The 23,596-nt window shown below is 74.0% G+C and carries 16 protein-coding genes and 1 pseudogene; 9 read left to right on the plus strand and 8 right to left on the minus strand.

Translation table 11 applies throughout. From position 1 onward, the window contains the following. Nucleotides 1–6 precede the first annotated feature (6 nt). Nucleotides 7–462, plus strand: a complete 456-nt coding sequence (sufU, locus tag CG736_RS32575) for a Fe-S cluster assembly sulfur transfer protein SufU (RefSeq protein WP_043910031.1) — start codon at nucleotides 7–9, stop codon at nucleotides 460–462. Between the two features lie 23 nt (nucleotides 463–485). Next, nucleotides 486–875 carry a metal-sulfur cluster assembly factor gene (locus tag CG736_RS32580; RefSeq protein ID WP_369880794.1) on the plus strand — a complete coding sequence of 130 codons (390 nt, stop codon included), beginning with the start codon at nucleotides 486–488 and terminating at the stop codon, nucleotides 873–875. Between the two features lie 88 nt (nucleotides 876–963). Here CG736_RS32580 and CG736_RS32585 read toward each other — a convergent pair whose 3' ends face one another. Then, nucleotides 964–2,286 carry an MFS transporter gene (locus CG736_RS32585; protein ID WP_198520688.1) on the minus strand — a complete coding sequence of 441 codons (1,323 nt, stop codon included), beginning with the start codon at nucleotides 2,284–2,286 and terminating at the stop codon, nucleotides 964–966. A gap of 357 nt (nucleotides 2,287–2,643) precedes the next feature. On the opposite strand from CG736_RS32585, the gene CG736_RS32590 reads away from it, so the two are divergent. The 3 genes from CG736_RS32590 to CG736_RS32600 all read left to right on the plus strand — a co-directional run bounded on the left by CG736_RS32590 (nucleotide 2,644) and on the right by CG736_RS32600 (nucleotide 7,176). Next, nucleotides 2,644–4,236, plus strand: coding sequence for a hypothetical protein (locus CG736_RS32590; RefSeq protein ID WP_100589720.1), 1,593 nt, complete (start codon nucleotides 2,644–2,646; stop codon nucleotides 4,234–4,236). Nucleotides 4,237–4,413: 177 nt separating this feature from the next. Then, the gene (locus CG736_RS32595) at nucleotides 4,414–5,520 is read left to right on the plus strand and encodes a hypothetical protein (RefSeq protein WP_100589721.1); all 1,107 of its coding nucleotides are present in this window, start codon (nucleotides 4,414–4,416) and stop codon (nucleotides 5,518–5,520) included. Between the two features lie 144 nt (nucleotides 5,521–5,664). Further along, the gene (locus CG736_RS32600) at nucleotides 5,665–7,176 is read left to right on the plus strand and encodes an alkaline phosphatase PhoX (protein ID WP_100589722.1); all 1,512 of its coding nucleotides are present in this window, start codon (nucleotides 5,665–5,667) and stop codon (nucleotides 7,174–7,176) included. Between the two features lie 151 nt (nucleotides 7,177–7,327). On the opposite strand, the gene CG736_RS32605 is transcribed toward CG736_RS32600, so the two are convergent. Then, nucleotides 7,328–8,923, minus strand: coding sequence for a CdaR family transcriptional regulator (locus tag CG736_RS32605; RefSeq protein WP_100589723.1), 1,596 nt, complete (start codon nucleotides 8,921–8,923; stop codon nucleotides 7,328–7,330). A gap of 272 nt (nucleotides 8,924–9,195) precedes the next feature. Here CG736_RS32605 and pruA point away from each other — a divergent pair, with 272 nt between their 5' ends. Beyond that, nucleotides 9,196–10,824: an L-glutamate gamma-semialdehyde dehydrogenase gene (pruA, locus tag CG736_RS32610; protein WP_100589724.1), complete on the plus strand. Its 1,629-nt coding sequence runs from the start codon at nucleotides 9,196–9,198 to the stop codon at nucleotides 10,822–10,824. 89 nt (nucleotides 10,825–10,913) lie between these two features. Beyond that, nucleotides 10,914–11,843 carry a proline dehydrogenase family protein gene (locus CG736_RS32615; RefSeq protein ID WP_043910038.1) on the plus strand — a complete coding sequence of 310 codons (930 nt, stop codon included), beginning with the start codon at nucleotides 10,914–10,916 and terminating at the stop codon, nucleotides 11,841–11,843. A 7-nt stretch (nucleotides 11,844–11,850) separates the two neighbouring features. On the opposite strand, the gene CG736_RS32620 is transcribed toward CG736_RS32615, so the two are convergent. The 3 genes from CG736_RS32620 to CG736_RS32630 all read right to left on the minus strand — a co-directional run bounded on the left by CG736_RS32620 (nucleotide 11,851) and on the right by CG736_RS32630 (nucleotide 17,507). Next, nucleotides 11,851–12,342: a hypothetical protein gene (locus CG736_RS32620; RefSeq protein ID WP_157815824.1), complete on the minus strand. Its 492-nt coding sequence runs from the start codon at nucleotides 12,340–12,342 to the stop codon at nucleotides 11,851–11,853. Nucleotides 12,343–12,444: 102 nt separating this feature from the next. Beyond that, nucleotides 12,445–16,272 carry a DUF6531 domain-containing protein gene (locus tag CG736_RS32625; protein ID WP_100589726.1) on the minus strand — a complete coding sequence of 1,276 codons (3,828 nt, stop codon included), beginning with the start codon at nucleotides 16,270–16,272 and terminating at the stop codon, nucleotides 12,445–12,447. A gap of 92 nt (nucleotides 16,273–16,364) precedes the next feature. Further along, nucleotides 16,365–17,507, minus strand: a complete 1,143-nt coding sequence (locus tag CG736_RS32630; protein WP_198520690.1) for a TerD family protein — start codon at nucleotides 17,505–17,507, stop codon at nucleotides 16,365–16,367. A gap of 139 nt (nucleotides 17,508–17,646) precedes the next feature. Between CG736_RS32630 and pepN the strand changes: the two genes are divergently transcribed. Further along, a complete protein-coding gene (pepN, locus tag CG736_RS32635) occupies nucleotides 17,647–20,139 on the plus strand; it encodes an aminopeptidase N (RefSeq protein ID WP_100589728.1) in 2,493 nt (830 codons plus the stop codon). A 73-nt stretch (nucleotides 20,140–20,212) separates the two neighbouring features. On the opposite strand, the gene CG736_RS32640 is transcribed toward pepN, so the two are convergent. After that, the gene (locus CG736_RS32640; protein ID WP_100589729.1) at nucleotides 20,213–21,115 is read right to left on the minus strand and encodes a hypothetical protein; all 903 of its coding nucleotides are present in this window, start codon (nucleotides 21,113–21,115) and stop codon (nucleotides 20,213–20,215) included. Nucleotides 21,116–21,425: 310 nt separating this feature from the next. Here CG736_RS32640 and CG736_RS32645 point away from each other — a divergent pair, with 310 nt between their 5' ends. Further along, the gene (locus tag CG736_RS32645; protein ID WP_100589730.1) at nucleotides 21,426–21,938 is read left to right on the plus strand and encodes an SsgA family sporulation/cell division regulator; all 513 of its coding nucleotides are present in this window, start codon (nucleotides 21,426–21,428) and stop codon (nucleotides 21,936–21,938) included. On the opposite strand, the gene CG736_RS32650 is transcribed toward CG736_RS32645, so the two are convergent. Together CG736_RS32650 and CG736_RS32655 are read right to left on the minus strand one after the other, a co-directional pair. Then, complete coding sequence (locus CG736_RS32650) at nucleotides 21,935–23,269, minus strand: GAF domain-containing protein (RefSeq protein WP_100589731.1); 1,335 nt, start codon at nucleotides 23,267–23,269, stop codon at nucleotides 21,935–21,937. The two genes, CG736_RS32645 and CG736_RS32650, sit on opposite strands and share 4 nt — an antisense overlap. A gap of 119 nt (nucleotides 23,270–23,388) precedes the next feature. Continuing rightward, a pseudogene (locus CG736_RS32655) lies at nucleotides 23,389–23,596 on the minus strand (M56 family peptidase); the annotation flags it as partial.

Below are 23,596 nucleotides of genomic sequence, written 5' to 3' on the forward strand. Positions count from 1 at the left end.
GGTCGCATGAAGCTCGACTCGATGTACCAGGAGATCATCCTGGACCACTACCGCAACCCCCACGGCAAGGGGCTGCGGGACGGCGACGCCGAGGTGCACCACGTCAACCCGACCTGCGGCGACGAGATCACCCTGCGGGTGAAGCTCGACGGCGCGGTCGTCGAGGACGTCTCCTACGAGTCGCAGGGCTGCTCGATCAGCCAGGCCTCCGCCTCCGTGCTGAACGACCTGGTGGTCGGCAAGACGGTCGGCGAGGCCCAGCAGGTCCAGGAGGCGTTCCTGGAACTCATGCAGAGCAAGGGCCAGTCCGAGGGCGACGAGGAGATCCTGGAGGACGCCGTCGCCTTCGCCGGGGTCTCCAAGTACCCGGCCCGGGTCAAGTGCGCCCTGCTCGGCTGGATGGCCTGGAAGGACGCCACCGCCAAGGCGCTGGCCGGCCACCCCGAGATCACCACCGACTGACGCTCCGTTAGGACACTTGATTCATGAGCGAGAACGAGACCCCCGAGGCCGCCCCGGCCGAGGCCGTGGCGGTCGACAGTCCCGGTGCGTTCACCACCGCCGGCACCGTCTCCACCGAGGACCTCATGGAGGCCCTGATGGACGTCGTCGACCCCGAGCTGGGCATCGACGTCGTCAACCTGGGCCTGATCTACGGTCTGCACATCGACGAGGACGACACCGCCACCGTCGACATGACCCTCACCTCCGCGGCCTGCCCCCTCACCGACGTGATCGAGGACCAGGCCCGCACCGCCACCGACGGCCTGGTGAAGGACCTGCGCATCAACTGGGTCTGGATGCCGCCGTGGGGCCCCGACAAGATCACCGACGACGGCCGCGACCAGCTCCGCGCGCTCGGCTTCAACGTCTGATCGGCCAGTAGTGCCCGGAAGGGGCGGGATCCTCGGATCCCGCCCCTTCCGCATGCCCCCGGGCGCCCGGGGGCGCGGGGCGGCGCCGTCAGCGCCTGCGCAGGACCGCGGCGGCCAGGGCCAGGGAGGCGGTGGCGGCGAGGAGGGCGAAGGCGGTGACGGCGGGGAGCAGGCCGTAGGCACGGGTGAGGGCGCCGACGGCGATGATCGGGGCGGAGGAGCCGAGGTAGACGATCACCCAGAGGGTGGAGAGCGCGCTGCCGCGGCGGGCCGGGTCGAGGGCGGCGACGGTGGTGGTGAACAGGGAGCGGAAGGCGATGCCCTGGGAGACGCCGGCGACCACGCTGCCGATGAAGAGCAGCGCGGGGGTGCCGGTGGCGGTGGCCGCGGTGAGCAGGCCGAGGCCGACGGCGAGGCCGATCAGGCCGGCGGCGACCACGACGCGGTCGGAGGTCGGCGGGACCAGCAGCTGGGCGGCCGCGGAGGAGCCGAGCAGCAGGGCCGCGACGGCGGCGCCCGCCATCCGGGACTCGGTGTGCAGCAGGGTGCCGGCGAACGCCGGGGCGAGGGCCAGGTAGACCCCGAAGACCGCGTACGAGACGAAGCCAGCGCCGGAGGCGAGGAGGAACTCGCGGCGGCCCGAGCGGGGCAGCCGCAGCCGCTGCGGGCGCAGGTGCGCGGGCGTGGTGACGCGCGGCGGGGAGGCCGGCGGACGGACCGAGCCGGGCATCCGCGGATGCACCAGGGCGAGGGGCACGCACAGGGCGAGCAGCGCGACGGCGTGCGCCAGGAACAGGCCGGGCAGCGGGTTCGCACCCGAGGCCATGGCCGCGCCGACCAGCGGGCCGAGGGCGACGCCGCCCGCCGAGCAGGCCAGCGTGAGCTTGGCGGCCAGGGTCGGCCGGTCCGGCAGCAGGTCGCCGAGGGCGGCGCCCGCCGCGCCGGTGGACAGGCCGACCGCGATGCCCTGGACGGCGCGTCCGGCGGCCAGCTGCCAGAACGAGTCGGCGGTGGCGAAGACGGCGTCGCCGACGGCGGAGAGCGCCACCGCGGGCAGGATCAGCGCGCGTCGCCCCAGGTGGTCGGACCAGTGGCCGACCGCGGCCAGCACCGGGACCAGGGCGAACACGTAGACCGTGAAGAGGATCGTGGTGTCGAGCGGGGTCAGGCCGAGCCGCTGCTGGAGCGTCGGGTAGAGCGGCGTGACCAGGTTGGCGCCGATCAGCATCAGCAGCAGGGCGGCGGCCACCAGGCCGACGCGGATGCCGCGCAGCGCGTTCCAGCGGCTGATCGCGGAGAGCTGGAGCTGCGCCCGCGGGGCGAGTTCCAGGGGAAGCAGGGCCTCCGACAGTCGGCGGCCGGCGTACTGAGCGGTGCTCAGGCCGGGGCCGGCGGGGGAGAGGTCCGCCATGGCAGGGGTCTCCTGTGGCCGGGCGCCGCCGGGTGCGACCAGGCCGGGAGTGGTGGCATGGCGGCAGGGCCCGGACGGTGCGGGTGTGCGCATGAAAGGGGATCGGAGCCTCGTCGCTCCGGGGGCGCACGCGCGGGGGTGTGCGCGGTGCCCACCGAAGGATACGTGCACCCGGGTACTCGTTCGGCGGCACCGTCCCACTCGTTCGGGCGGACGCCCGCGCAGGTCACGCGTTCGGTGAGGGCTGCCGATACGCTGGGTTGACGGGCCGACACACCGGCCCGCGCCGCCGGGACCCGCCGGGTTGCCCGTCGGGCGGCGGTGTCCTCCGAAAGAACCTGCGGGAGATCGCGCGCGATGGCCGGACGAAGCCGGAACACCCCTGAGCAGCAGCCGTCCGACGCCGAGGGCCTGCTGCCCGCCGACTACGACCTTGCGGAGCTGTACGGCTCGCAGAGCGGCGACGAGGACCCCGACGACACCGCGGTGCTGGTCCCGCCGATCGTGCTGCCCGCGGACCGCGAACTCGCCGACGCGGCGCTCGCCGTCCCGCTGATCGCCCGGGTGGTCGCGCTGGGCCGCTGGGTCGACCCGCACCGCGACGTCGACGAGCACGGCGACCTCGGCCCGGAGGACCGCGTCCGGGCGGCCCGGATGCTCGGCATCGAGGACCCGGACGAGGAGGACGTGGTCGAGGCGATGCGCGCCTGGGCGCTGGCCTGCGACCTCGGCGTGGTGGAGACCGGCACCACCGAGGGAGGTACCCACATCGCCGTCCCCGGCCCCGACCTGCCGGCCGTCGAGGCCGGCGACCCGGAGGCCGTGCTCGGCCTGTGGTTCGAGGCCGCCGAGCTGGTCCGCGAGCTCGCCGCCGAGGCCGAGTCGGTGGACCCGGAGGTGGTCGAGGGCAGCGAGCGCGACGACCCCGAGGGACTGGCCGAGGTGGAGGACGCCCGGGACCAGGCCGCCGAGATCCTCGACGAGGCGCTGCACGTGCTGTACGAGGCCACCGCGTTCGCCGAGCCCGGCGCCGAGACCGTGCCGCTCGGCGTGCTGGCCGCGCTGCTGGTCGTCCCCGAGGGCGAGGAGCCCGACGAGGAGATGCTCGGCGAGATCACCGACCTGATGGTCGTCCTCGACCCGATGCTGGGCGACCTCGCCGAACTCGGCCTGGTCGAGCACACCCCGATCGACCCCGAGCTCTTCGAGGAGGAGGACGACGCGACCGCGGCCGCCGGGGCCGTCGACACCGACCACCCGCTGACCGACGAGGACGCCGCCCGCTTCGGCACCGTCCGGCTCACCCCGCTCGGCCAGTACGCGGTGCGCGAGTGGCTGATCGCCGACGGCTTCGACGCCCCGCTGGTCGGCGACCTCGCCGAACTCGACGGCCCCGCCCTGCTGCGCACCCTCGCCGAGAACGGCGCCCGGCTCGCCGAGCCCGAGCTGAAGGCCTGGCTGGCCGCCCGGGAGGACGCCGTCGGCGCCGCCCGCGAGCTGCTGTCCGGCGGTCGGGGCCGTGACGTGCAGTCGCCGGTGCGCCGCTACTACTGCGGGATCGCGCTCGGCGACCTCGGCGCGGCCGCCGTCCCGGCCGTCCGGGAGGTCGTCGACGACCCCGAACTCGGCGGCCTGGCCCGCGAGTGGCTGCGGGCCCGCGACGAGGACGTGGAGGCCGCCGAACGCTCCGTCGCGCTGTGGCGGGTGGTCGACTCGGTGGCCGCCGTGCTGCTGCTCACCGCCGGCGAGGGCGGCCGCCTGCAGGCGCTGGTCGCCGACCTGCCGGTCACCGACAACCCGGCCAGCTACTTCGGCGAGGTGTGGCGGGTGCCGCACCCGCTGACCGTCGAGGTGCTGGAGGTCGTCGGCGCGCTCCACCTGGACCGCAAGGTCGCCAAGGAGGCGCGGCGGGCCGCGATCAAGGCCCGTTCGCTGCGCGCGCAGGGCTGACGGCAACCGGGGCGCGCCCTCGCCGCGTCCACCTGTCGGAAGACCGCCGAAGAGCTGATGGATCGACAGGTTCCCAGGGCCGTATGGTGGGGCGACGCCGGGCCCGCCCGGTGGCAGGACGCGCCGGGCCCGCCCGGCGGGAGAACGGTGTGGCGAGTGCCGGGGGTGCGGCGAGGGATGAAGAGGCAGCACGCGAGCGGGCCGTGGGAGATCGAGGAGGTCTACGCGGACCAGGAGGCGTACAGCCGGCGGGTGATGGCCGCGGCCGGGTTCCCGGTGTTCGGCTGGGAGCACCGCGCCGGCGGCCTGCCCGGGCGGGACGTGCTCGCCGAGTTCGGCGTCAACAACGGCGAACTCGGCTGGGTGGAGGTCCGTTCGGGCGACTGGAACTCGGCCGACGGCCCGTACGTGACCGTCCGCACCTACTGCCCCGACGCGGAGCTCACCGAGCCGCTGCCCGACCTGGAGGACGTGGTCGAGGACGAGCGCGACCGGGTGTACGAGCACCTCGGCATCGACGAGGGCGACACCCCCGGCGGCGTCCGGGCGCTGCGCGAGTGGATCACCGTGGACGGCGACCCGCGGGCCCTGCAGATCCACGAGGACCGCCGCCCTGGCGCCGGCACCGTCTGGGCCGGCCGGCTGTGGATGGACGGCGCGACCGTCACCGTCACCGGACGCGGCGTGCCGCCCGGCGCGATCGAACTGCGCCGGATCGCCGACTTCGAGCAGTACATCATCGGCCGCACCGCGCTGATGCGGACCCTGGCCGCCCGTCAGCCCGCCGCGCCCGCGCCGGTACCCGAGCCGACCCCCGGTGAACTCGGCCTGCGCGCCCACCGCGAACTCGTCGAGCAGGGCATCGCCCGGGCCACCGCGATGGCGGCCCAGCTGCGGGCCGGCCGCTCCGCCCGGCTGCCCCGGCACCTGCGCGGCGAGGACCGCAGGGTCCGGTGGGAGAGCACGGTGCGCCAGCAGATGTGGCTCGCCTCGGAGACCCAGGACGAGGCGGACGTCGCCGTCACCTCGATGGTCAACCACCTCGGCCGGCTCGCCCACCACGTGGACTGGCTGACCGGCACCCCGGAGGGCGCGGCGGCCGTCGAGGAGGTGGTGCGGTACACCGTGTTCGCCAGCGAGGTGCCGAGCCTGCCCGCGCAGCGGGCCTGGGAGCGGCTGTGGGCGGGCGGCACCCCGGAGCTGCCGTCCGGCACCGAGGAGGCCTGGCTGACGGCGTGGGAGCAGTGGCGGATCGAGCGCACCCAGCACCGCAGCCGGCGGTAAAGCACTGGTCATGCGGCGGTCCCCGGTTGGTAAAACGGTCGGGCAATCGGCGCATTGACGCAGCGTCGGGTTCACGTCCGGTTCACGCGCGGCCCGGACTCTGACGGTCACCGATCCGCACCCTCCCCCTCAGGAGTGACCGTCATGTCGCTGTCCCGCCGGGACTTCGTGAACCGTTCGACCGTGCTCGGCGCAGGCGTGCTGATCGCCGGCAGCGCCGAGGTGCTCGCCACCGCCCCCGGGGCGATCGCCGCCCCGGAAGGCGGCGAGGCCGCCCTCGCCAAGGGCGGGCACACCGCGGTCGGCTACGGCGAGCTGGTGTCCGACCCCGAGGGCATCCTGGCGCTGCCGAAGGGCTTCTCGTACGAGATCATCACCCGGACCGGCACCACCACCCTGGTCACCGGCGAGAGCACCCCCAGCAACCACGACGGCACCGCCGCGTTCGAGGGCCGCCACGGGGCGACCCTGCTGGTCAACAACCACGAGCTGGCCGGGGCGCGATCCAAGTGGCCGCACCCCGTGCCGCTGCTGGAGGGCCACGTCTACGACCCGGCCGCGGCCGGCGGCTGCACGGTCGTCGAGGTGTCCGGGCCCGGGCGCGGGCACGGGAACGACGACGAGCAGGGCGACGAGCAGGGCAAGGGCCGCGGGCACGGGCACGGCAGGCGGAAGGTCCGGGAGTGGGTCGGCATCGCCGGCACCGCCACCAACTGCGCCGGTGGCGCCACCCCGTGGAACACCTGGCTGACCTGCGAGGAGACCGAGGACAAGGCCGGCGCCAACGGCTTCACCAAGGACCACGGCTACGTCTTCGAGGTCGACCCGCACGACCAGGACGCCAACCGGAACCCGCAGCCGATCAAGGCCTTCGGCCGGTTCGCGCACGAGGCCGTCGTCATCGACGAGAAGCGCGGCCACGCCTACCTCACCGAGGACGCCGCCAAGCCCAACGGGCTCTTCTACCGCTGGACCCCGCCGGCCGGCTTCAAGCACGGCAAGGGCAAGCTGCGGACGCTGGCCGCCGACGCGGGCGTCCTGGAGGCCCTGAAGGCGTTCGACTCCCAGGGCAAGCTGGTCGACGACCTGTCCCGGGCCACCAAGCCCGGCACCACGTACGGCGCGGACTGGGTCAAGGTCGCGGACCGGGACGCCCGGACCACCTCGATCCGCAAGCAGTTCAAGGACGGCGAGGTCACCCGGGCCCGCAAGCTCGAAGGCATGTGGTGGGGCGACGGCGGCATCTACTTCGTCTCCTCCTTCGCCCGCGAGGAGTCGCCGCTGCAGCACGACGGCCAGGTCTGGTTCTACCACCCGGTCCGGCGGACGCTGACCCTGAAGGTCATCCTCGGCGTCAACGCGGACATCTGGACCGACAAGGGCAACTTCGACGGCCCCGACAACATCACCGTCTCGCCCCACGGCGGCCTGATCATCGCCGAGGACGGCAACGGGCTGCAGCACCTGTTCGGCGCTACGACGGACGGGCGGACGTACGCGCTGGCGCGCAACGAGCTGAACCTCGGGACGGCGGAGGCGCCGGAGTTCAGCGAGTTCACGGGCGTGACGTTCTCGCACGACGGGCGGACGCTGTTCGCGAACATCCAGGAGCCGGGGATCATGCTGGCGATCACGGGGCCGTGGCACCGGATGTGACACGCGGTGAGGCCGGGGTCCGCCCGGGGAAGGGCGTTGCTCTCCCTCGGGCGGACCTTGCCGTTGGCGGGTGTGGTTTGCTCGCGCAGTTCCCCGCGCCCCTGTCGGGGCGCGGGACTTCTGCGGGGAGGAGAGTTCGGCCTGCGGCCGGTCAGGATTCGGTGAGCCTCAACTGGAGCATGGCCAGGAGGCGTTGCTGGGGTTGGGCCAGGTCCAGGCCCGTCAACTGTTCGGCCCGCCGGACCCGGTACCTCAAGGTGTTGGGGTGGATGTGGAGGGTGTCGGCCGCGGTGCGGACTTCGCCGAGGGCGTCGAGGTAGGCGAGGACGGATTCGGCGAGGCGGGTGTGGTGGCGGGCGTCGTAGGTGGTGAGGGCGGTGAGGCGGGGGTCGCGGAGTTCGGGGCGGTCGTGGAGGAGGGCCAGGACTTCGGAGACCAGGACCTCGGCCTGGACGTCGTGCAGGGCGGCGACGTCCGGGACGACGCCGCCGCGGCCCATCGCGTCGAGGATGCGGTCGGCCTGGGCGCGGGAGGCGGGGACGTCGGTGAGGGCGGGGACGGTCGGGCCGATGGCGGCGCGGAGCGGGATGGCGAGGTGGGTGCGGGCGGCGTCGACGGTCTCCTGGGCCCAGTCGCGGAGGGTGGCCTGGGGGAGGCCGGGCGGGAGTTCGGGGAGCAGGACGTAGATGCGGGAGTCGACCGGGGCGAGCAGGGCGCCGCGGTGGCGGGCGGCGGTGTGGACGGAGATCAGGCCGGTGACCTCGTCGCGGGAGAGTTCGGCGTCGCGTTCGGCGGTGGCGGCCGGGGCGTAGGCCAGGACGGTGGCGGGGCGGCGCAGGTCGAGGCCGAGGTGGGTGGCGAGCGACTGGGGGCCGGTGGAGCCTTCGAGCAGGCCGGTGAGCAGGGTCTGGGTGAGTCGGGCGTCGGCGGACAACTCGCGGCGGCGGCGCACCAGTTGGCCGGCGGCGACGCGGGCGGCGCCGACCAGGGCGCGGTCGGCGGTGGGGGTGAGCGGGCGGGCGCCCTCCTGGACCCAGATGGTGCCGAGGGGCTGCGCGCCGGAGCGGATCGCGATGGCGAGGCGGCGGCGGATGCCGAGTTCGGGGTGGGCGGCGATCTCGATCGCGCCGTCGGAGCCGCGCAGGTGCGAGAAGACGCCCCACTCACGGAGCTTGGCGAGGTACGGCTCGGGCCCCTGGCGGCCCAGGATGGAGAGCCGGCGCAGGTCGTCGACCTCGTCGGAGTCGGAGGTGCGGGAGTAGGCCAGCACCCGGCTGGAGGTGTCCTCGATGGAGACGATGCCGCCGGTGAGGACGGCCACGGTCTGGGCGAGCGTGAACAGGTCGCCGGTGTCGGCCTCGCCGGGTTCGGCGCTGTCCGGGCCGGTGAGCAGGGTGCGGGCGAGCGAGTCGAGGTGTTCCCAGCGGGTTTCGCGGCGCACCGACAGCAGGGCGACGCCGGCTTCGGTGGCGGCCTCGCGCAGGGCGTCGGCCTGGCCCGGGCCGTCGAGTTTGACGGCGACGGCGGCGGCCCGGGCGCGGCCGGCGGCCCGCAGGGCGGGGAGGGCGGCGCGGCCGCGGGCGCCGATGGCGAGGACGAGTTCGCCGGGGGCGGCGGTCGGCGGGTCCTCCGGGTCGAGGATGGCGACGTGGCGGACCGGGACGTCCAGGCCGGCGGGCGCGGCCTGGAGTTCGACCAGGGGTTCGCCGAGCGACATCAGCAGCTGGCGCAGCGGCAGGCCGTTCATGTGCGGGTCCTTCGTCCGGGCTCGGTCGGGCTTCGTCGGTCCTCGTCGGTCTTCGTCGGGTCGGACAACATCCCGGGCACGAGTTTAGTGAACCGGACAGGTTCGGGCGGCCGTGACCGGGACGTGACGCTGTTCGTCCGGGCGGACAACGGCGAGCGGGGGACTTTGGCGGCGCGGCCAACAGTCGGCGGCGGGAACGGGGAATAGCGTTCGTCTCACGACCGACGTGTGAACCCCGTCGGAGTCCCATGACGAGAAGGAGAGCGTGCGCCATGGATGCTGTGACCCAGGTCCCCGCGCCGGTCAACGAGCCGGTCCACAGCTACGCCCCGGGCAGCCCCGAGCGGGTCCGCCTGGAGGCGAAGCTGAAGGAGCTGGGCGGCCAGGGGCCGATCCAGCTCACCATGACGATCAACGGCGAGCAGCGCCTCGGCGGCGGCTCCGAGTTCCACGTGGTGCAGCCGCACAACCACGCGGCCCGGCTCGGCACGCTGCGCAACGCCACCCAGGACGACGCGCGCGAGGCCATCGACACCGCGCTGGCCGCGGCCCCGGCCTGGCAGGCGCTCTCCTTCGACTCGCGCGCCGCGATCTTCCTGCGCGCCGCCGACCTGCTGGCCGGCCCGTGGCGCGAGACGCTGGCCGCGGCCACCATGCTCGGCCAGTCGAAGACCGCGCAGCAGGCGGAGATCGACACCCCCTGCGAGCTGGTCGACTTCCTGCGCTTCAACGTGCACTTCGCCCGGCAGATCCTGGCCGAGCAGCCGATCTCCTCGGACGGCGTGTGGAACCGCATGGACCACCGCCCGCTGGAGGGCTTCGTCTACGCGATCACCCCGTTCAACTTCACCGCGATCGCCCTCAACCTGCCGACCGCGCCCGCGCTGATGGGCAACGTGGTGATCTGGAAGCCGTCCCCGACGCAGCAGTTCGCCGCGCACTACCTGATGCGCCTGCTGGAGGCCGCGGGCCTGCCCAAGGGCGTCATCAACATGGTCACCGGCGACGGCCTGGACGTCTCCGAGGTCGCGCTGAAGCACCCGGCGCTGGCCGGCATCCACTTCACCGGCTCCACCGCCACCTTCCAGCACCTGTGGCGCTCGGTCGGCGAGAACATCTCCAACTACCGCACCTACCCGCGGATCGTCGGCGAGACCGGCGGCAAGGACTTCCTGGTCGCCCACCCGTCCGCCGACAAGGCGATCCTGAAGACCGCGATGACCCGCGGCGCCTTCGAGTTCCAGGGCCAGAAGTGCTCGGCGCTGTCCCGCGCGTACGTCCCGGCCTCGATCTGGGCCGAGCTGAAGGACGACTTCCGCGACGAGGTCGAGTGGCTCACCATGGGCGACGTCACCGACCTGGCGAACTTCATGGGCGCCGTGATCGACGAGCGTTCGTTCGCCAAGAACAAGGCCGCGATCGACCGCGCCCAGGCCGACCCGAAGGTCGAGATCCTGGCCGGCGGCACCTACGACGACTCGGTGGGCTACTTCGTCCGCCCGACCGTGCTGGTCTGCGAGGACCCGTCCGCCGAGTACTTCAAGGACGAGTACTTCGGCCCGATCCTCTCGGTGCACGTCTACCAGGACGAGAACTACGACGAGATGCTCGCGCAGATGGAGTCGGTGTCGTCCTACGGCCTGACCGGCTCGATCATCGCCCAGGACCGCGAGGCCGTGGAGCACGCCATGCACGTGCTGCGCAACGCCGCCGGCAACTTCTACATCAACGACAAGCCGACCGGCGCCGTCGTCGGCCAGCAGCCCTTCGGCGGCGGCCGGGCCTCCGGCACCAACGACAAGGCCGGCGCCAAGCAGAACCTGATGCGCTGGACGTCCACCCGGTCCATCAAGGAGACGTTCGTCCCGCCGACGGACTACCGCTACCCGCACATGGGCTGACCAAGCCCCATGTCGCCGGCGGGGCGGCCGCCACCCCGGCCGCCCCGCCACCTCTCCCCACCAGCTGATCCGTGATCCGGGAGTCCCCGATGCTCCGTTCCGCCCTCCTCGCCGCCTCGCGCTCCCCGCAGGTGCGCACCATGGTCGAGAAGTTCCCGCCCACCCACGCGATAGTCGAGCGCTTCGTCGCCGGCGACCGCCTCGACCAGGGTGTGACCGCGACCGAGACGCTGGTCAACAGCGGCCGCAAGGTCACCCTCGACCACCTCGGTGAGGACACCAAGGACGCCGCCCAGGCCGCGGGCACCGCCCTGGCGTACGAGCACCTGCTGACCGCCCTCAAGGAGACCGGCCTCGCCGCCGACGCCGAGGTCTCGGTCAAGCTCTCCGCGGTGGGCCAGTTCCTGCCGGTGGACGGCGAGAAGATCGCGCTGGAGAACGCCCGCCGGATCTGCCAGGCCGCCGCGGACGCCGGCACCACGGTGACCCTCGACATGGAGGACCACACCACCACCGACTCCACCCTGTCCATCGCCCGCGAGCTGCGCGAGGACTTCCCGTGGCTCGGCGTCGTCCTGCAGGCGTACCTGCGCCGCACCGAGGCCGACTGCCGCGACCTGGCGCACGAGGGCTCCCGGGTCCGGATCTGCAAGGGCGCCTACAAGGAGCCCGAGTCGGTCGCCTTCCAGGGCAAGCACGACGTCGACCTGGCGTACGTCCGCGCGCTGAAGGTCCTGATGGCCGGTCAGGGCTACCCGATGGTGGCCTCGCACGACCCCAACATGATCAAGATCGCGGGCCAGCTGGCCGAGTGGAACCGCCGCGACGTCACCTCCTTCGAGTACCAGATGCTGTTCGGCATCCGCCCCGAGGAGCAGCTGCGCCTGGCCGAGGCCGGCAACACCATGCGCGTCTACCTGCCCTACGGGCAGGAATGGTATGGATATTTCATGCGTCGTCTGGCGGAGCGCCCGGCGAACCTGACCTTCTTCCTGCGGGCGATGGCCACCCGCGGCTGACGGATCGTCAACTCCCCGACGGGGCCTGCGGATCGACTCCGCGGGCCCCGTCGTCCGTTCGGACCAGCCAGATGTCGTACTCCTCGGTCGTCACGCCGCAGGAGGTGTGGGCGTCGCGGGCCATGGTGACGAACTCGGGCTGCTGCGGGCCGTCGGTCAGGGTGGCGGCGAGGCGCGCGCCGGCGGACCAGCGGACCACGGCCCAGCCGAGGCGGCCCAGGCCGCGGCCGCCGACGTGGATCAGGAACGTGCCGTCGGGGGCGATCAGGCCGGAGTCGCGGGCGAGTTCGAGCCAGCGGGCGTCGACCTGCTCGGCCCAGTCGGGCGCCGAGACCGGGACGGTGGCGTCGGGCTCGACGAGGAACCCGGCGACCGACTTCCAGACCTCGCCCGGGGCGGGCAGGCCGGCCTCGTCCGGCGCGCCCAGGACGGTGAGACCGGCGCGCTCCAGCAGGAGCGTCCTCGACTCCTCGGGAGATCCCTCGGGAGAGGCCGACATCAGTTCCTCCGATGCGAAGAGACGGTGGTCGCCGCACCCGGCCGCGCGGGCCGGGAACGGCATGCCGGGATCGTAGCGGTCACCGGACGCGAGGCGGCGGGGTCACTTCTTCCGGTAGAAGAGGTGGTGGTCGCCGCCGGGCTTGTTGATCTTCCCGTAGCGCTCCATCTCGGTGTACCCCTTGGGCGTGTTGTCCCAGCCGAAGTTGACCAGTTCCCGGGTGTCGTCGCCCTTGGGCTTGCCGGCGTGGAAGTGCAGTCCGGCCGGGTCGTCGGTGTGCTCGACGACCACCCGGGACCCGTGCTCGGTCTCGAACTGGCGGAAGTTGCCCCAGTGCGTGGGATCGTTGGAGTAGACGTGCCCCGGCATGTTCTTGTAGGTCTTGTCGCCGACCACCTTCCACTGCGCGATCGGCTCCTCGCCGTACGGGACGCCGGCCAGCTTGAAGGCCTCCCGCTCGGCCGCCTCGCGGGTCTCGAAGGGATTGCTGTGCTCGCCCTTCGGCGGGCCCGAGTGGTCCTGGTGGGGCGACAGGCCGAGCGGGTCGCAGGAGATCTGCGGGTTCCCGACGTAGGCGTCCGGGTTCGGGCCGGGGATCAGGCCGAGCGGATCCGGCGTCAGATACCGTGCGGTCTCCGGGTTGTAGTACCGGTGGACGTTGTAGTGGAGCCGGGTCTCCGGGTCGAAGTACTGGCCGGGGAAGCGCAGCGGCGTGTAGGTGCTGCTGTCGGAGGGCCAGCTGGTGTGGCCCCAGAGCGTCGGGGTGGCGCGCCAGGCGATGGACCCGGTGGCCGGGTCGATCAGCTCGGTGGGCGTGCCGACCAGGTCGGTGACGATGGCGAAGAACCGGCGGTCGGTCTGCTCTGCCGTGCTGATGGACTCGGTCTGGGTGAGCGGGTGCAGGCCGCTGTGCTCCCAGCTGAGGGTGTGCGGGCCCGGCAGGTACGGGGCGCGGGTGGTCTGCTCGGCGAGCACCGAGCCGTCCCAGGTGAAGTCGGTGCGCTCGTCGACCGTGCCGTCGGCCGCCAGCCGCTCCTTGGCGGTGCGGCGGCCGAACGGGTCGTAGCGGTAGCGCCAGCGCGTTCCGTCCGGGGTGGTCACCCCGGTCAGCCGGTCCTCGGCGTCCCAGGTGTAGCGCCAGGTGTCGGGCTTGCGGGACAGCCGGGTGACGCGCCGCACCGTGGTGCGCCCCGCGGCGTCGTACTCGTAGCCGGTCCGGCCCGCGGTGACGACCTGGGTGCCCGCGTACGTCCGCTCCCCGACCGCGGCCCGGACGGCGCCGGTGCCCGGCCAGTGCGCGGAGACGAGGTCGCCGGCCGGGTTGTAGGCGTACGACTCCTCCCAGTCGGCCGCGCGGACGGCGGTGACCCGCCCGCCCGGGTCGAGCTCGAAGGTGCGGGCGCCGCCGAGCAGGTCGTCGACGGCGGCGAGGGCGCCGTCCGCGCGGTAGTCGTAGCTGCGCCGCTGGAGGACGCGGCCGCCGGCCCGGGCGGACTGGCCGGCCAGCCGGTGCCGGGAGTCCCAGGTGCGGGACAGCTCCAGCTGCTGTCCGACGGTCCGCCGGGTCTCGCGCCCGGCCGGGTCGTAGTCGAACGCGAGGCTGCCGTCCGGGGTGGTCAGCGCGGTCGCCCGGCCGGCGCCGTCGTACGTCCAGGCGCCGAGGTGGCCGGAGGGCGTGGTCCGGCCGGTGCGCCGGCCGAGCAGGTCGCGGGTGATGGTCAGGGTGCGGCCGTCGACCGTCTCGGAGAGGAGGTTGCCGAGCGCGTCCACGGTGCGCAGGACCGTCGCGTCGGGGTTCTCCGCGCGCACCAGGTGGCCCGACTCGTTGTAGGCGTAGGTCGTCCGGCGGTCGCCGACGGTCCTGCCGACCAGGCGGCCGATCCGGTCGTAGGCGTACTCGGTGACCTGGCCGAGCGGGTCGGTGACGGCGAGCACCTGGCCCGCCGCGTCCAGCCGGTACGTCAACGAGCGCCCCTGGTAGTCGCGTTCGCCGACCACCCGGCCCGCCGCGTCGTACGCGTAGTGCCAGCTCCGGCCGAGCGCGTCGGTGACCGCCGCCAGCTGCATGTGGGCGTCGTGGGCGAACTCGACGCGGGCCCCGTCGGGGCCGGTGCGGGCGGCGAGGGTCTCGAAGTGGGTGTACTCGAAGGCGGTGACCCGGCCCAGCTGGTCGGTGTGGGTGAGGCAGTTGCCCTCGCCGTCGTACGTCCACCGTTCGGTGCTGCCGTCCGTCCCGGTCCGCTCGGCCAGGTGGCCCTCGACCGTCCAGCGTGAGCGGACGGCGCCGCCGAGCGGGTCGGTGATGGCCACGACCCGCCCGAAGGCGTCCCGCCCGTAGCGGACCGCCGCGCCGGTGGGGTCGACGACCTCGACCGGCAGGCCGGCCGGGTCGCACCGCACCCGGGTGGTGTGGCCGAGCGCGTCGGTGACCGAGGCCAGGTGGCCGCGCTCGTCGTACGCGTAGCGGGTCTCGCCGCCGGACGGGCCGGCCAGGGCGGTGCGCAGCCCGTTCTCGTCGTAGCGCTGGTGCCAGGTGGCGCCGCCGGGTTCGGTGATCCGGACCGGCAGGCCGAGGAGGTCGCCGTACTGCGCCGTGGACTGCCGCCCGTCGGGGCGGGTGATCGAGACGAGGTCCCCGGCGCCGTCGTACGTGTAGCGGGTGGTGCGGCCGAGGGGGTCGGTCTCGGCGAGGAGGCGGTCGTGGTCGTCGCGTTCGTAGTGGGTGGTGTGGCCGAGGGGGTCGGTGACGGCGGTGACCTGGGCGTGGTCGTTGATCAGGTAGGCGGTGGTGTGGCCGAGGGCGTTGGTCTCGGTGTGGGTCCTGAGGCCGGTGACGGGGTCGGGGTCGCCGTAGGCGAAGGAGAAGCGGAGGGCGCCGGTGGTGCCGCCTTCGTCGGTGACGCGGTCGTGGGCGTCGTAGGCGTAGCGGTACTGGGAGTCGTTGCGGTCGGTCCAGGAGGTGAGGCGGCCGGCGGCGTCGTTGGTGAAGCGCATCGCCTTGCCGCTGGAGTTGTAGACGGCGGTGAGGTGGCCGTCGGTGTAGCCGTAGCGGGTGAGCAGGGCGTCGCCGCCGGTGTCGGAGGCGCCTGCGAGGCGCAGGGCGGTGATGCGGTCGCCGTCGACGGTGACCAGGAGCCGGTAGCCGCCGGAGTGGGTGATCGAGAGGGGGACGCCGTCCTCGTCGTAGGCGAGGGCGTAGTGGCGGCCGTGGCGGTCGCGGACCTCGGTGAGCAGGGCCTCGTCGCCGGCCGGGGTGGGGGTGAACGTGCGGACCAGGCCGGTCGAGGGGTCGGTGATCGTGAACAGGCCGTCTGCCAGGTCGAGTTCGCGGCGGGAGCCGGCCGAGGCGTGGACCGGGTCGCCGGGCTCGGGGTGGGGGTAGGCCTGGGTGATCCGGTCGGGGCGGATGTGGACGACGCCCTGCTCGTCGATCTCCAGGCGCTCGTCGAACGCGCAGATCCACTTCGGGCCCATCCAACGGCCCGTCAGCAGACCCGACTCGAAGCTGCGGGTGAACTCCAGCGGCAGCGAACCGGGCAGGGCGGCGTCCACCTGGTCGATGAACATCCGCCCCGTGGCGATGTCGACCGGCTCGCCCGGACACTTGCGGGAGCCGTGGTCGCGGCCCTCCGTGCGCGGGCTCTTCACCTGGTCGCGGCCGCGCCCCTTCGGATGCGAGTCGCCGCGCCGGCCGGGCCGCCCGCCGCCCGAACGGGGGTGCGCCGGGCCGCCCTTGCCGCCGCCCTTGAAGATCTTCTCCAGGTCCTTGGCGTGCTTGGCCTCGATCTCCCGGGTGTTCCTGGCGACCTTCTTCAGGTTGTCGCCCGCGTGCCGGTAGAAGTTCTTCAACGCCTTCCCGGCGTCCTCGGCCAGCGTCCTGCCGAGCTTCTGCGCCCCGTGCTCCAGCGCCTTGACGATCTGGTTGCTCATTCGAAGCCCCCCGCGAACAGCCGTGCCCAACAGGTCGGTCGTTGCCGTGTTGGGGGAGACGGTAGTCGGCGGGGGCGGGTTGCGGGAGCGGTTCAGAGCATCGCGGCGGCAGGCTTGACCATGGAGCGGGCGGTCTTGGCGTCGACGTACTCGCCGAGCGCGGTCATCACCCACTCGCCGGAGAACTGGCGGACCAGCTTGCACATGGCGACGCCGGTGCGGGGCTCGGCGTGGGTGAGGTCGAAGCGGACGAGTTCCTCGCCGGTGGCGGCGTCGACCAGCCGGCAGTAGGCGTTCTTCACGTCGGTGAACTTCTGACCGGAGAAGGAGTTGACGACGAACACCAGGCCGCAGACCTCGGCGGGCAGGCCCTCCAGGTGGACGGTGATGGACTCGTCGTCGCCGCCGCCCTTGCCGGTCAGGTTGTCGCCGGAGTGCGCGATCGCGCCGTTGAAGACCGACAGCTTCATGAACCAGGCGGTGTCGACCTTCTCGCGCCGGGCGTCGAAGGCGATCACCGACGCGTCCAGGTCGATGCCCCGGCCGTGCGCGGCGGGCTCCCAGCCCAGGCCCATCCGGACCGCGGCGAGGAACGGCTTCCCGGCCTTCTCCAGCGAGACCGAGCCGCCCTTGACCAGGTTCACCCGGCCCTTGTCGAGGGTGATCTTGCCGACGGCCGGCGACCCGGACGGCATCGGCGGGGCGGCGGGCACCGGCGGCGCGGCGGGCGGGGCCGGGGGCGCGTCCTCGACGGAGACGCCGAAGTCGCCGGCGATGCCGGCCAGGCCGTTGGCGTAGCCCTGGCCGACGGCGCGGATCTTCCACTCGGCGCCGCGCCGGTACACCTCGACCACCACCAGGGCGGTCTCCACCCCCAGCCGGGGCGGGGTGAAGGTGAACAGCGCGCGGCCGCTGTCGGCGTCCCGGACGGTCGCGGTCGGCTCGGTGCCGGCGAAGGTCGCCTGCCGGTCGTCCAGCGAGGCGGTGACCACGATCCGGGTGATGTCCGCGGGCACCGCCGCGGTGTCGACGGCGATCGCGTCGGGGGCGCCGCCGGCGGCCGGCCGGTGCGTCACGCCAGGGCCGTTCGGGGCGTTGAAGAAGACGAAGTCGGCATCCGAACGGACCTTGCCGGACTGGGCGAGCAGCAGCCCGGACACGTCCAGCTGCTTGGGCGCGGTGACCTCCACCACGACCCGGCCCGCACCGAGCGGCGCATTGCCGCCCTGCACCAGAACAGACGTCACGTGCTCCTCCTCGACTCGCCGCCGCGACACACCCTAGCCAAACCTCCCGGCCGCCCCGGGTACGCCGCCAGCGAATCCGGGTCCAACCCGCTTGCCCGGCCCGGCCGGGCTCGGCGAGCATGCAGTCATGCCAGCACTGCAACGAGCCGAAGCAACTGTCCGTGCCCGCCTGTTGGAGGTCCGCGGCTACACCGTCCACCTCGACCTGACCCGCGGACCCGAGCGGTTCGGCAGCACCACCGTGATCCGGTTCGGGTGCGCCGAGCCCGGCAGCGACAGCTTCGTCGACCTGGAACCGGCCGCCCTGCACCGCGCCGTCCTGAACGGGCAGCCGCTGGACGTGACCGCCCTGGACGGCAACCGACTCGCGCTGCCCGGCCTGCACGCCGAGAACGAGCTGCTCATCGACGCCGAGATGCGCTACTCGCGCACCGGCGAGGGGCTGCACCGCTACACCGACCCCGCCGACGACGCCGTCTACCTGTACGCCACCTGCGGCCCCGACCTGGCGGCCAAGGTCTTCGCCTGCTTCGACCAGCCGGACCTGAAGGCCCCGATCACCCTCACCGCCACCGCCCCCGACGACTGGACGCTGGTCTCCAACGGCGCACCGGTCGAGTCCGACGGCGGCCAGTGGGAGTTCGTCGCCACCAAGCCGATCTCCACCTACCTGTTCACCGTGGTCGCCGGCCCGCTGCACTCGGTGTACGGCGAGCACGACGGCATCCCGCTCGGCCTGCACGCCCGCCGCTCGCTGGCCGCCGAACTCGACCGCGAGGCGCCCGAGCTGTTCGAGGTGACCGCCGCCTCCTTCGACCGGCTGCACGAACTCTTCGACGAGCGCTACCCGTTCGGCGAGTACCACCAGGCGTTCGTGCCCGAGTTCAACTGGGGCGCGATGGAGAACCCCGGCTGCGTCGTCTTCCGCGACGAGATGCTGTTCCGCTCCCCGGCCACCGAGGCCGAGCACGAGCGCCGCGCCATGGTGGTCTGCCACGAGATGGCCCACATGTGGTTCGGCGACCTGGTCACCATGCGCTGGTGGGACGACCTGTGGCTGAACGAGTCGTTCGCCGAGATGCTCGGCTACCGGATCGCCGCCGAATCCACCCGCTTCACCGGCACCTGGACCGGCTTCTCCGTGCAGCGCAAGGGCTGGGGCTACGACGCCGACCAGCGCGCCTCCACCCACCCGGTGGCCGGCAACGGCACCCGCTCGGTCGCCGAAGCCATGGTCAACTTCGACGGCATCTCCTACGCCAAGGGCGCGTCCGCGCTGCGCCAGCTGGTCGCCTGGCTCGGCGACGAGGCGTTCTTCGCCGGCCTCAACGCCTACTTCGCCGACCACCTGTACGGCAACGCCGAACTGCCCGACTTCCTGGCCGCGCTCGCCGCCGCCAGCGGCCGCGACGTGCACGGCTGGGCCGAGAGCTGGCTGCGCACCAGCGGCGTCGACACCCTGCGGGTCGAGACCGAGCGTGCCGCCGACGGCGCCCCGACCGCGCTCACCGTGGTCAACGAGGGCGAGCGTCCGCACCTGATCGAGGTCGGCGGCTACCGGATCGAGGGCGGCCGCGTCGTCCCCGCCGGCCGCGTCGCCGTCGAGCTCGGCCCCGGCCGCCGGGTCGCCGTGCCCGCCCTGGTCGAGGCCGGCGCCCAGCTGGTCGTCCCCAATGACGGCGACCTCACCTGGGCCAAGATCCGCCTGGACGCGCACTCCTGGCGGCTCGTCACCGAATCGCTGTCCGCCGTCGAGGACGACGTCACCCGCGCCGTGCTCTGGGCCCACGCCCGCGACCTGGTCCGGGACGCCGAACTCGACCCGGCCGCCTACCTCGGCCTGATGGAACGCCACCTGCCCGCCGAGAGCGTCGACTCCATCGTCGAAGCGGTGCTCACCTTCGCCCACGTCCACGTCGTCGGCCGCCACCTGACCGGCGCCCGCCGCACCGAAGGCCTCGCCGCGATCAGCCGTACCGCCCGCGCCCTGCTCGCCGGCGACAGCAGCGACGGCATCCGGCTGGCCGCCCTGCGCGCCGCGGTCGAGACCTCCGGCGGCGAACCGCAGCTCGCCGAACTGCGCGGCTGGCTGACCGGCGAGAGCGTTCCCGCCGGGCTGGAGATCGGCCCCGAGCTGCGCTGGGCGGGCCTGGCCCGACTGGCCTCGCTCGGCGAACTCGACGAACCGCAGATCGCCGCCGAGCTCGCCCGCGAACCCGGCACCGAGGCCGAGTTCGGCGCCGCGCGCTGCCGGGCCGCCCTCCCCGGGAGCGCGGCCAAGGCCGCGGCCTGGCAGGACCTGTTCACGCCCGACGCGATGTCCAACCGCGTGCTGGAGGCCACCGCCCGCGGGTTCTGGACCTCCGGCTCCGACGACGAGATGGGCGCGTACGCGCTGCGCTACTTCGAACGGATCGGCGAGGCCGCCCGGCGCGGCGACATCATCTCCCGACTGCTCGGCGAGACCCTCTACCCCGTCGCCCACGCCACCCCCGCGGTGCTGAGCGCCGCGGAACAGGCTCTCGCTGCACCGGAGTTGACGCCCTCGCTGCGCCGCAACCTGGCGGACTGCACCGACGACCTGCGACGCACTCGTGCGGTGCGGGCGGCCTTCGAGTAGGGCGTAACCACAGGGGTTCCTGGGGCACCTCTCAGCTGCCTGGCTGGGGGTGACCCCAGGAGCCCCCGGAGGGTCAGAAGCTGCCGCGGGCCGCGACTGCGCGGGTGGTGGGGAGGGCGAAGGCGGAGGCGGTCCAGGTCTCGGGGGTGGCGGGGGTGGGGGCGGCGATCGCCCCGGTGACGGTGAAGGTGTAGGTGCCCGGGGGGAGCGGCTGGTCGGAGGGGGTGGTGAAGCGGTAGATCAGGGTGTCGCGTTCCAGGGCGACGGTGGCGACCGCGCCCGGGAGGTCGGTGGCGGGGACGGTGCCGGGGAGGGCGGCCGGGCGGGTGAGGCGGAACTCGACCTGGAGGGCCGTCATCGTCTCGTCGAGTCGGAGCTGCACGACGTGCCGGGTGCCGGTGCGGCCCAGTGCGTCCACCCGGGCCGTGCCGCTGAGCGGTTGGGGCAGGGTGGGGTCCGGTTCGGGGCGCGGCGGGACGGAGGGGGACGGGGCGAGCGGCGTGCCGCTGTCGCTCACGGACGGGGACGGCGACGCGGACGGGGTGGGCGCGGCGGGGCTGCTGAACGAGGGCGAGGGCGTCGGGGCCGCCGGACGGCTCGTCGCGACGGCCGGGCGGGCGGCGGTGCGGGTCGGGCCGGGGAGCGGGGAGGCCGTCGCGGTGCCGAGCGCGGGGACCGGGACGGCCTGGGTGCCGACGGGCTCCTCGACGGGGGTGGCGTCGGCGGTCGGTGCGGAGGCGTCGGGGCTGGGCACGGGCGGGCCGCCGACGGTCACGCCCGGGCGGCGGCCGATCTGCTGCTGCTCGTTCAGGAGCCAGGTGGTGGCCAGGCTGATCCCGACCACGGTGGACATCGCCATCGCCGCGCCGGAGAACCGGATGGTGGGCAGCCGGAGTCGACCGCCGAAGGGCCGGGGCCGGCCGTGCCGTCCGGTCCGGCCCGCGGTGACGGACCGGGAGTGCTCGCGGAGCGCCACCGGGCTCCCCTTCCTGGGTCTGGTCCGCGTCCGACGTCCGGTCCGAACGCGACGCCGCACCCGGTGCCGCACCCGGTGTCGCCGGGGTGCCCGGGCGAACGGCGCGTGAGGGACGAGAATATCAGCGGACTGACGGACCGCCAGATCCCCGGACCGAACCGGGGTGCGAATCGGGACGTTGCGGTCCGGGGGCGGCGGACGGCCGGAACAGGCCGTTCGAAAGTGCGTGTGCAACCCCCTGCAACCGTTGCAGGCGCCGGTGCGCGGGGCCAGGCTGGGCGCAGACCCAGCACGCCTCGGAGAGACCGTCATGCCGCGCGATCCGCTGTCCGCCCCGTCCGACCAGCCGCTCGCCGCCGCCCCCACCGGCGGCGAGCAGGCCGTGGCCGCCGAGCCCCGTGCGGTGGAGGAGGTGCTGGTGCTGCGGATCGCGCTGGACGAGGAGCAGCTCGGCGAGGTGCGCACCCGGTTCCGCTACGACGCGGCCGCGCCGTACGAGGTGCGCCTGACCTTCCACGTCGGCCGACCCGACGAGGCGGACTGGGTGTTCTCCCGCGAGCTGCTGCGCGACGGCCTGGACTCGCTCAGCGGCCAGGGCGACGTCAAGCTGTGGCCCACCCACTGCCCGTGCCACGGGCTCACCCTGCACGTGGCGCTGGAGTCCCCGTACGGCAGCGCGCTGCTGGAGGTGTCCCGGCCGCAGGTGAAGGCCTGGCTGGAGCGCACCTACCGGCTCGTTCCGGACGGCCGGGAGGCCGAAGTGCTGCCCAGCGACGAGGAGTTGACGCGGCTGCTGGCCCAGGGCGGGTCCGGCCCGCTTTAGGGCCGCGCCGCCGCGGGGGCCGTCGGCAGGCGCAGCACGCCGTGGGCCAGGTCGGCCCGCAGGGCGCGGACGGCCGGGGAGGCCGAGCCGGGGAGCAGGTCGTAGGGGTCGTCCGGGCCGTGCACCGTCACCTGGGCGCAGGCGGACAGGCGGTACGGCCGGGCCTCCAGGAGCGGGCCCAGGTGTCGGCGGAGGCGGGAGAGTTCGGCGCGCACGGTGACGGTGCGGCCGGGGTCGGCGAACAGCGCCTCGGCGAGTTCGGCGGCGCTCAGGCCGTCCCGGTGCAGGCCCAGCATCAGGAGCAGTTCGGTGTGCCGGGGGCTCGGGGTGTGCGACCAGCAGCCGGCGCTGCCGCTGACCCGGAGTTCCGGCCGGTCGGTGCGGCGCAGGTCCAGTTCGACCAAGCCGGGGCCGGAGTGCGCGGCGGGGCCGGCGGGCTGCGGCGCGGACGGGCGGATCAGCCAGCCGTCGGCCAGCGGCTCCACCGTGCACTCGCCGAGCGTCGGCACCCAGTGCACGCTGCTGCCTTCCCAGTTCTCCGCGGGCAGGGCCAGCCGGGGCGGGGCGGGGACGCCGACCGCGGCGGCCGTCCAGCCGGCCGGGTCGACGACCAGGGCGGGGCCGCCGAAGCGGGCCAGCAGCGGCACCGCGACGGTGCGCAGGTGGTGCAGTGCCTCCAGGTGGGCGGCGCGCAGCTCGGTCTCGGCGAGGCGGGCGGCGGTCAGCGCGAGCTGCCGCAGGTAGTGGTGGTCGCCGACGGCCGGGCCGCTGAGGTCGACCACGCCGGCCGGGCGGCCGGTGCGCGGGTCGCGGATCGGCGCGCCGAAGCAGGACCAGCTGTGGTGGCTGCGCAGGTAGTGCTCGGCGGAGTGCACCTGGGCGGGCCGGGCGGTGCGGGCGGCCAGGCCGATGGCGTTGGTGCCGACCTCGTCCTCGGACCAGAGCGCGCCCTGTTCCAAGCCGATCGCGTCCACGGCGCGGCGCAGCCGCTGCTCGCCGTCCATCCACAGGATCCGGGCCTTCGGGTCGGAGACCGCGAGCACCAGCGGCGTGGCGTCGCCGGGCATGAAGAGGGTGGAGCGGAGCACCGGCAGCACCGCGGCCAGGCCGGTGGCGCGGCGCAGCTCCTCCAGTTCGGCGGGCGCCACCCGGTGGGTCTCGCGGGGGCGTTCCGGGTCCATGCCGAGGCGGCGCAGCCGGGCCCAGGAGTCCTCGATCTCCGGGCGGACCGGGTGGTCGTCGGGGGCGGGCCGCTCGCCGGCCATGGTCCGGTCGTAGGCCCGGGCGTGCGCGCGTGCGGGCGGGCGGGGGCTCCTGGTGCCGTGCTGCATGGGTACCCCCGTCTCGACGTCGGCTGTCAGCGTAGGCCGGTCGACGTGGACACGCCGAGCCGGGCAGAAGATGTCGTGCACGCGGCGGGCGCCGGTGCAGACTGGTCGGTTCCGCCCGGTCAGCGGTGCTGTGCGGGGCGCTCGCCCTGGGCGGTCTCGACGGCCCGGTGGAGGTCGTGGCCGGCCTCCGCGGTGGTGACCGCGGTGGCGGCCAGGCAGCCGGCCAGGGCGAGCGCGGCCAGCGTGCGGACGGTGCGGCGGTGGCGCGGCGGGGCGGGGGTGAGCAGGGCCCGGACCCGGCGCGGCACCGGGCCGCCGGCCGCCGCG

This window comes from Kitasatospora sp. CB02891 (assembly GCF_002803145.1).
In the GTDB taxonomy this organism is placed as follows: Bacteria; Actinomycetota; Actinomycetes; order Streptomycetales; family Streptomycetaceae; genus Kitasatospora; species Kitasatospora griseola.

What these genes read in the sequence shown, in the direction of transcription:
- sufU (WP_043910031.1), top strand. Translation starts at nt 7, where the DNA reads ATGAAGCTCGACTCGATGTACCAGGAGATCATCCTGGACCACTACCGC.
- CG736_RS32620 (WP_157815824.1), bottom strand. Translation starts at nt 12,342, where the DNA reads ATGTCGGCCTCTCCCGAGGGATCTCCCGAGGAGTCGAGGACGCTCCTG.
- CG736_RS32600 (WP_100589722.1), top strand. Translation starts at nt 5,665, where the DNA reads ATGTCGCTGTCCCGCCGGGACTTCGTGAACCGTTCGACCGTGCTCGGC.
- pruA (WP_100589724.1), top strand. Translation starts at nt 9,196, where the DNA reads ATGGATGCTGTGACCCAGGTCCCCGCGCCGGTCAACGAGCCGGTCCAC.
- CG736_RS32625 (WP_100589726.1), bottom strand. Translation starts at nt 16,272, where the DNA reads ATGAGCAACCAGATCGTCAAGGCGCTGGAGCACGGGGCGCAGAAGCTC.
- CG736_RS32645 (WP_100589730.1), top strand. Translation starts at nt 21,426, where the DNA reads ATGCCGCGCGATCCGCTGTCCGCCCCGTCCGACCAGCCGCTCGCCGCC.
- CG736_RS32590 (WP_100589720.1), top strand. Translation starts at nt 2,644, where the DNA reads ATGGCCGGACGAAGCCGGAACACCCCTGAGCAGCAGCCGTCCGACGCC.
- pepN (WP_100589728.1), top strand. Translation starts at nt 17,647, where the DNA reads ATGCCAGCACTGCAACGAGCCGAAGCAACTGTCCGTGCCCGCCTGTTG.
- CG736_RS32615 (WP_043910038.1), top strand. Translation starts at nt 10,914, where the DNA reads ATGCTCCGTTCCGCCCTCCTCGCCGCCTCGCGCTCCCCGCAGGTGCGC.
- CG736_RS32580 (WP_369880794.1), top strand. Translation starts at nt 486, where the DNA reads ATGAGCGAGAACGAGACCCCCGAGGCCGCCCCGGCCGAGGCCGTGGCG.
- CG736_RS32605 (WP_100589723.1), bottom strand. Translation starts at nt 8,923, where the DNA reads ATGAACGGCCTGCCGCTGCGCCAGCTGCTGATGTCGCTCGGCGAACCC.
- CG736_RS32585 (WP_198520688.1), bottom strand. Translation starts at nt 2,286, where the DNA reads ATGGCGGACCTCTCCCCCGCCGGCCCCGGCCTGAGCACCGCTCAGTAC.
- CG736_RS32595 (WP_100589721.1), top strand. Translation starts at nt 4,414, where the DNA reads ATGAAGAGGCAGCACGCGAGCGGGCCGTGGGAGATCGAGGAGGTCTAC.
- CG736_RS32650 (WP_100589731.1), bottom strand. Translation starts at nt 23,269, where the DNA reads ATGCAGCACGGCACCAGGAGCCCCCGCCCGCCCGCACGCGCGCACGCC.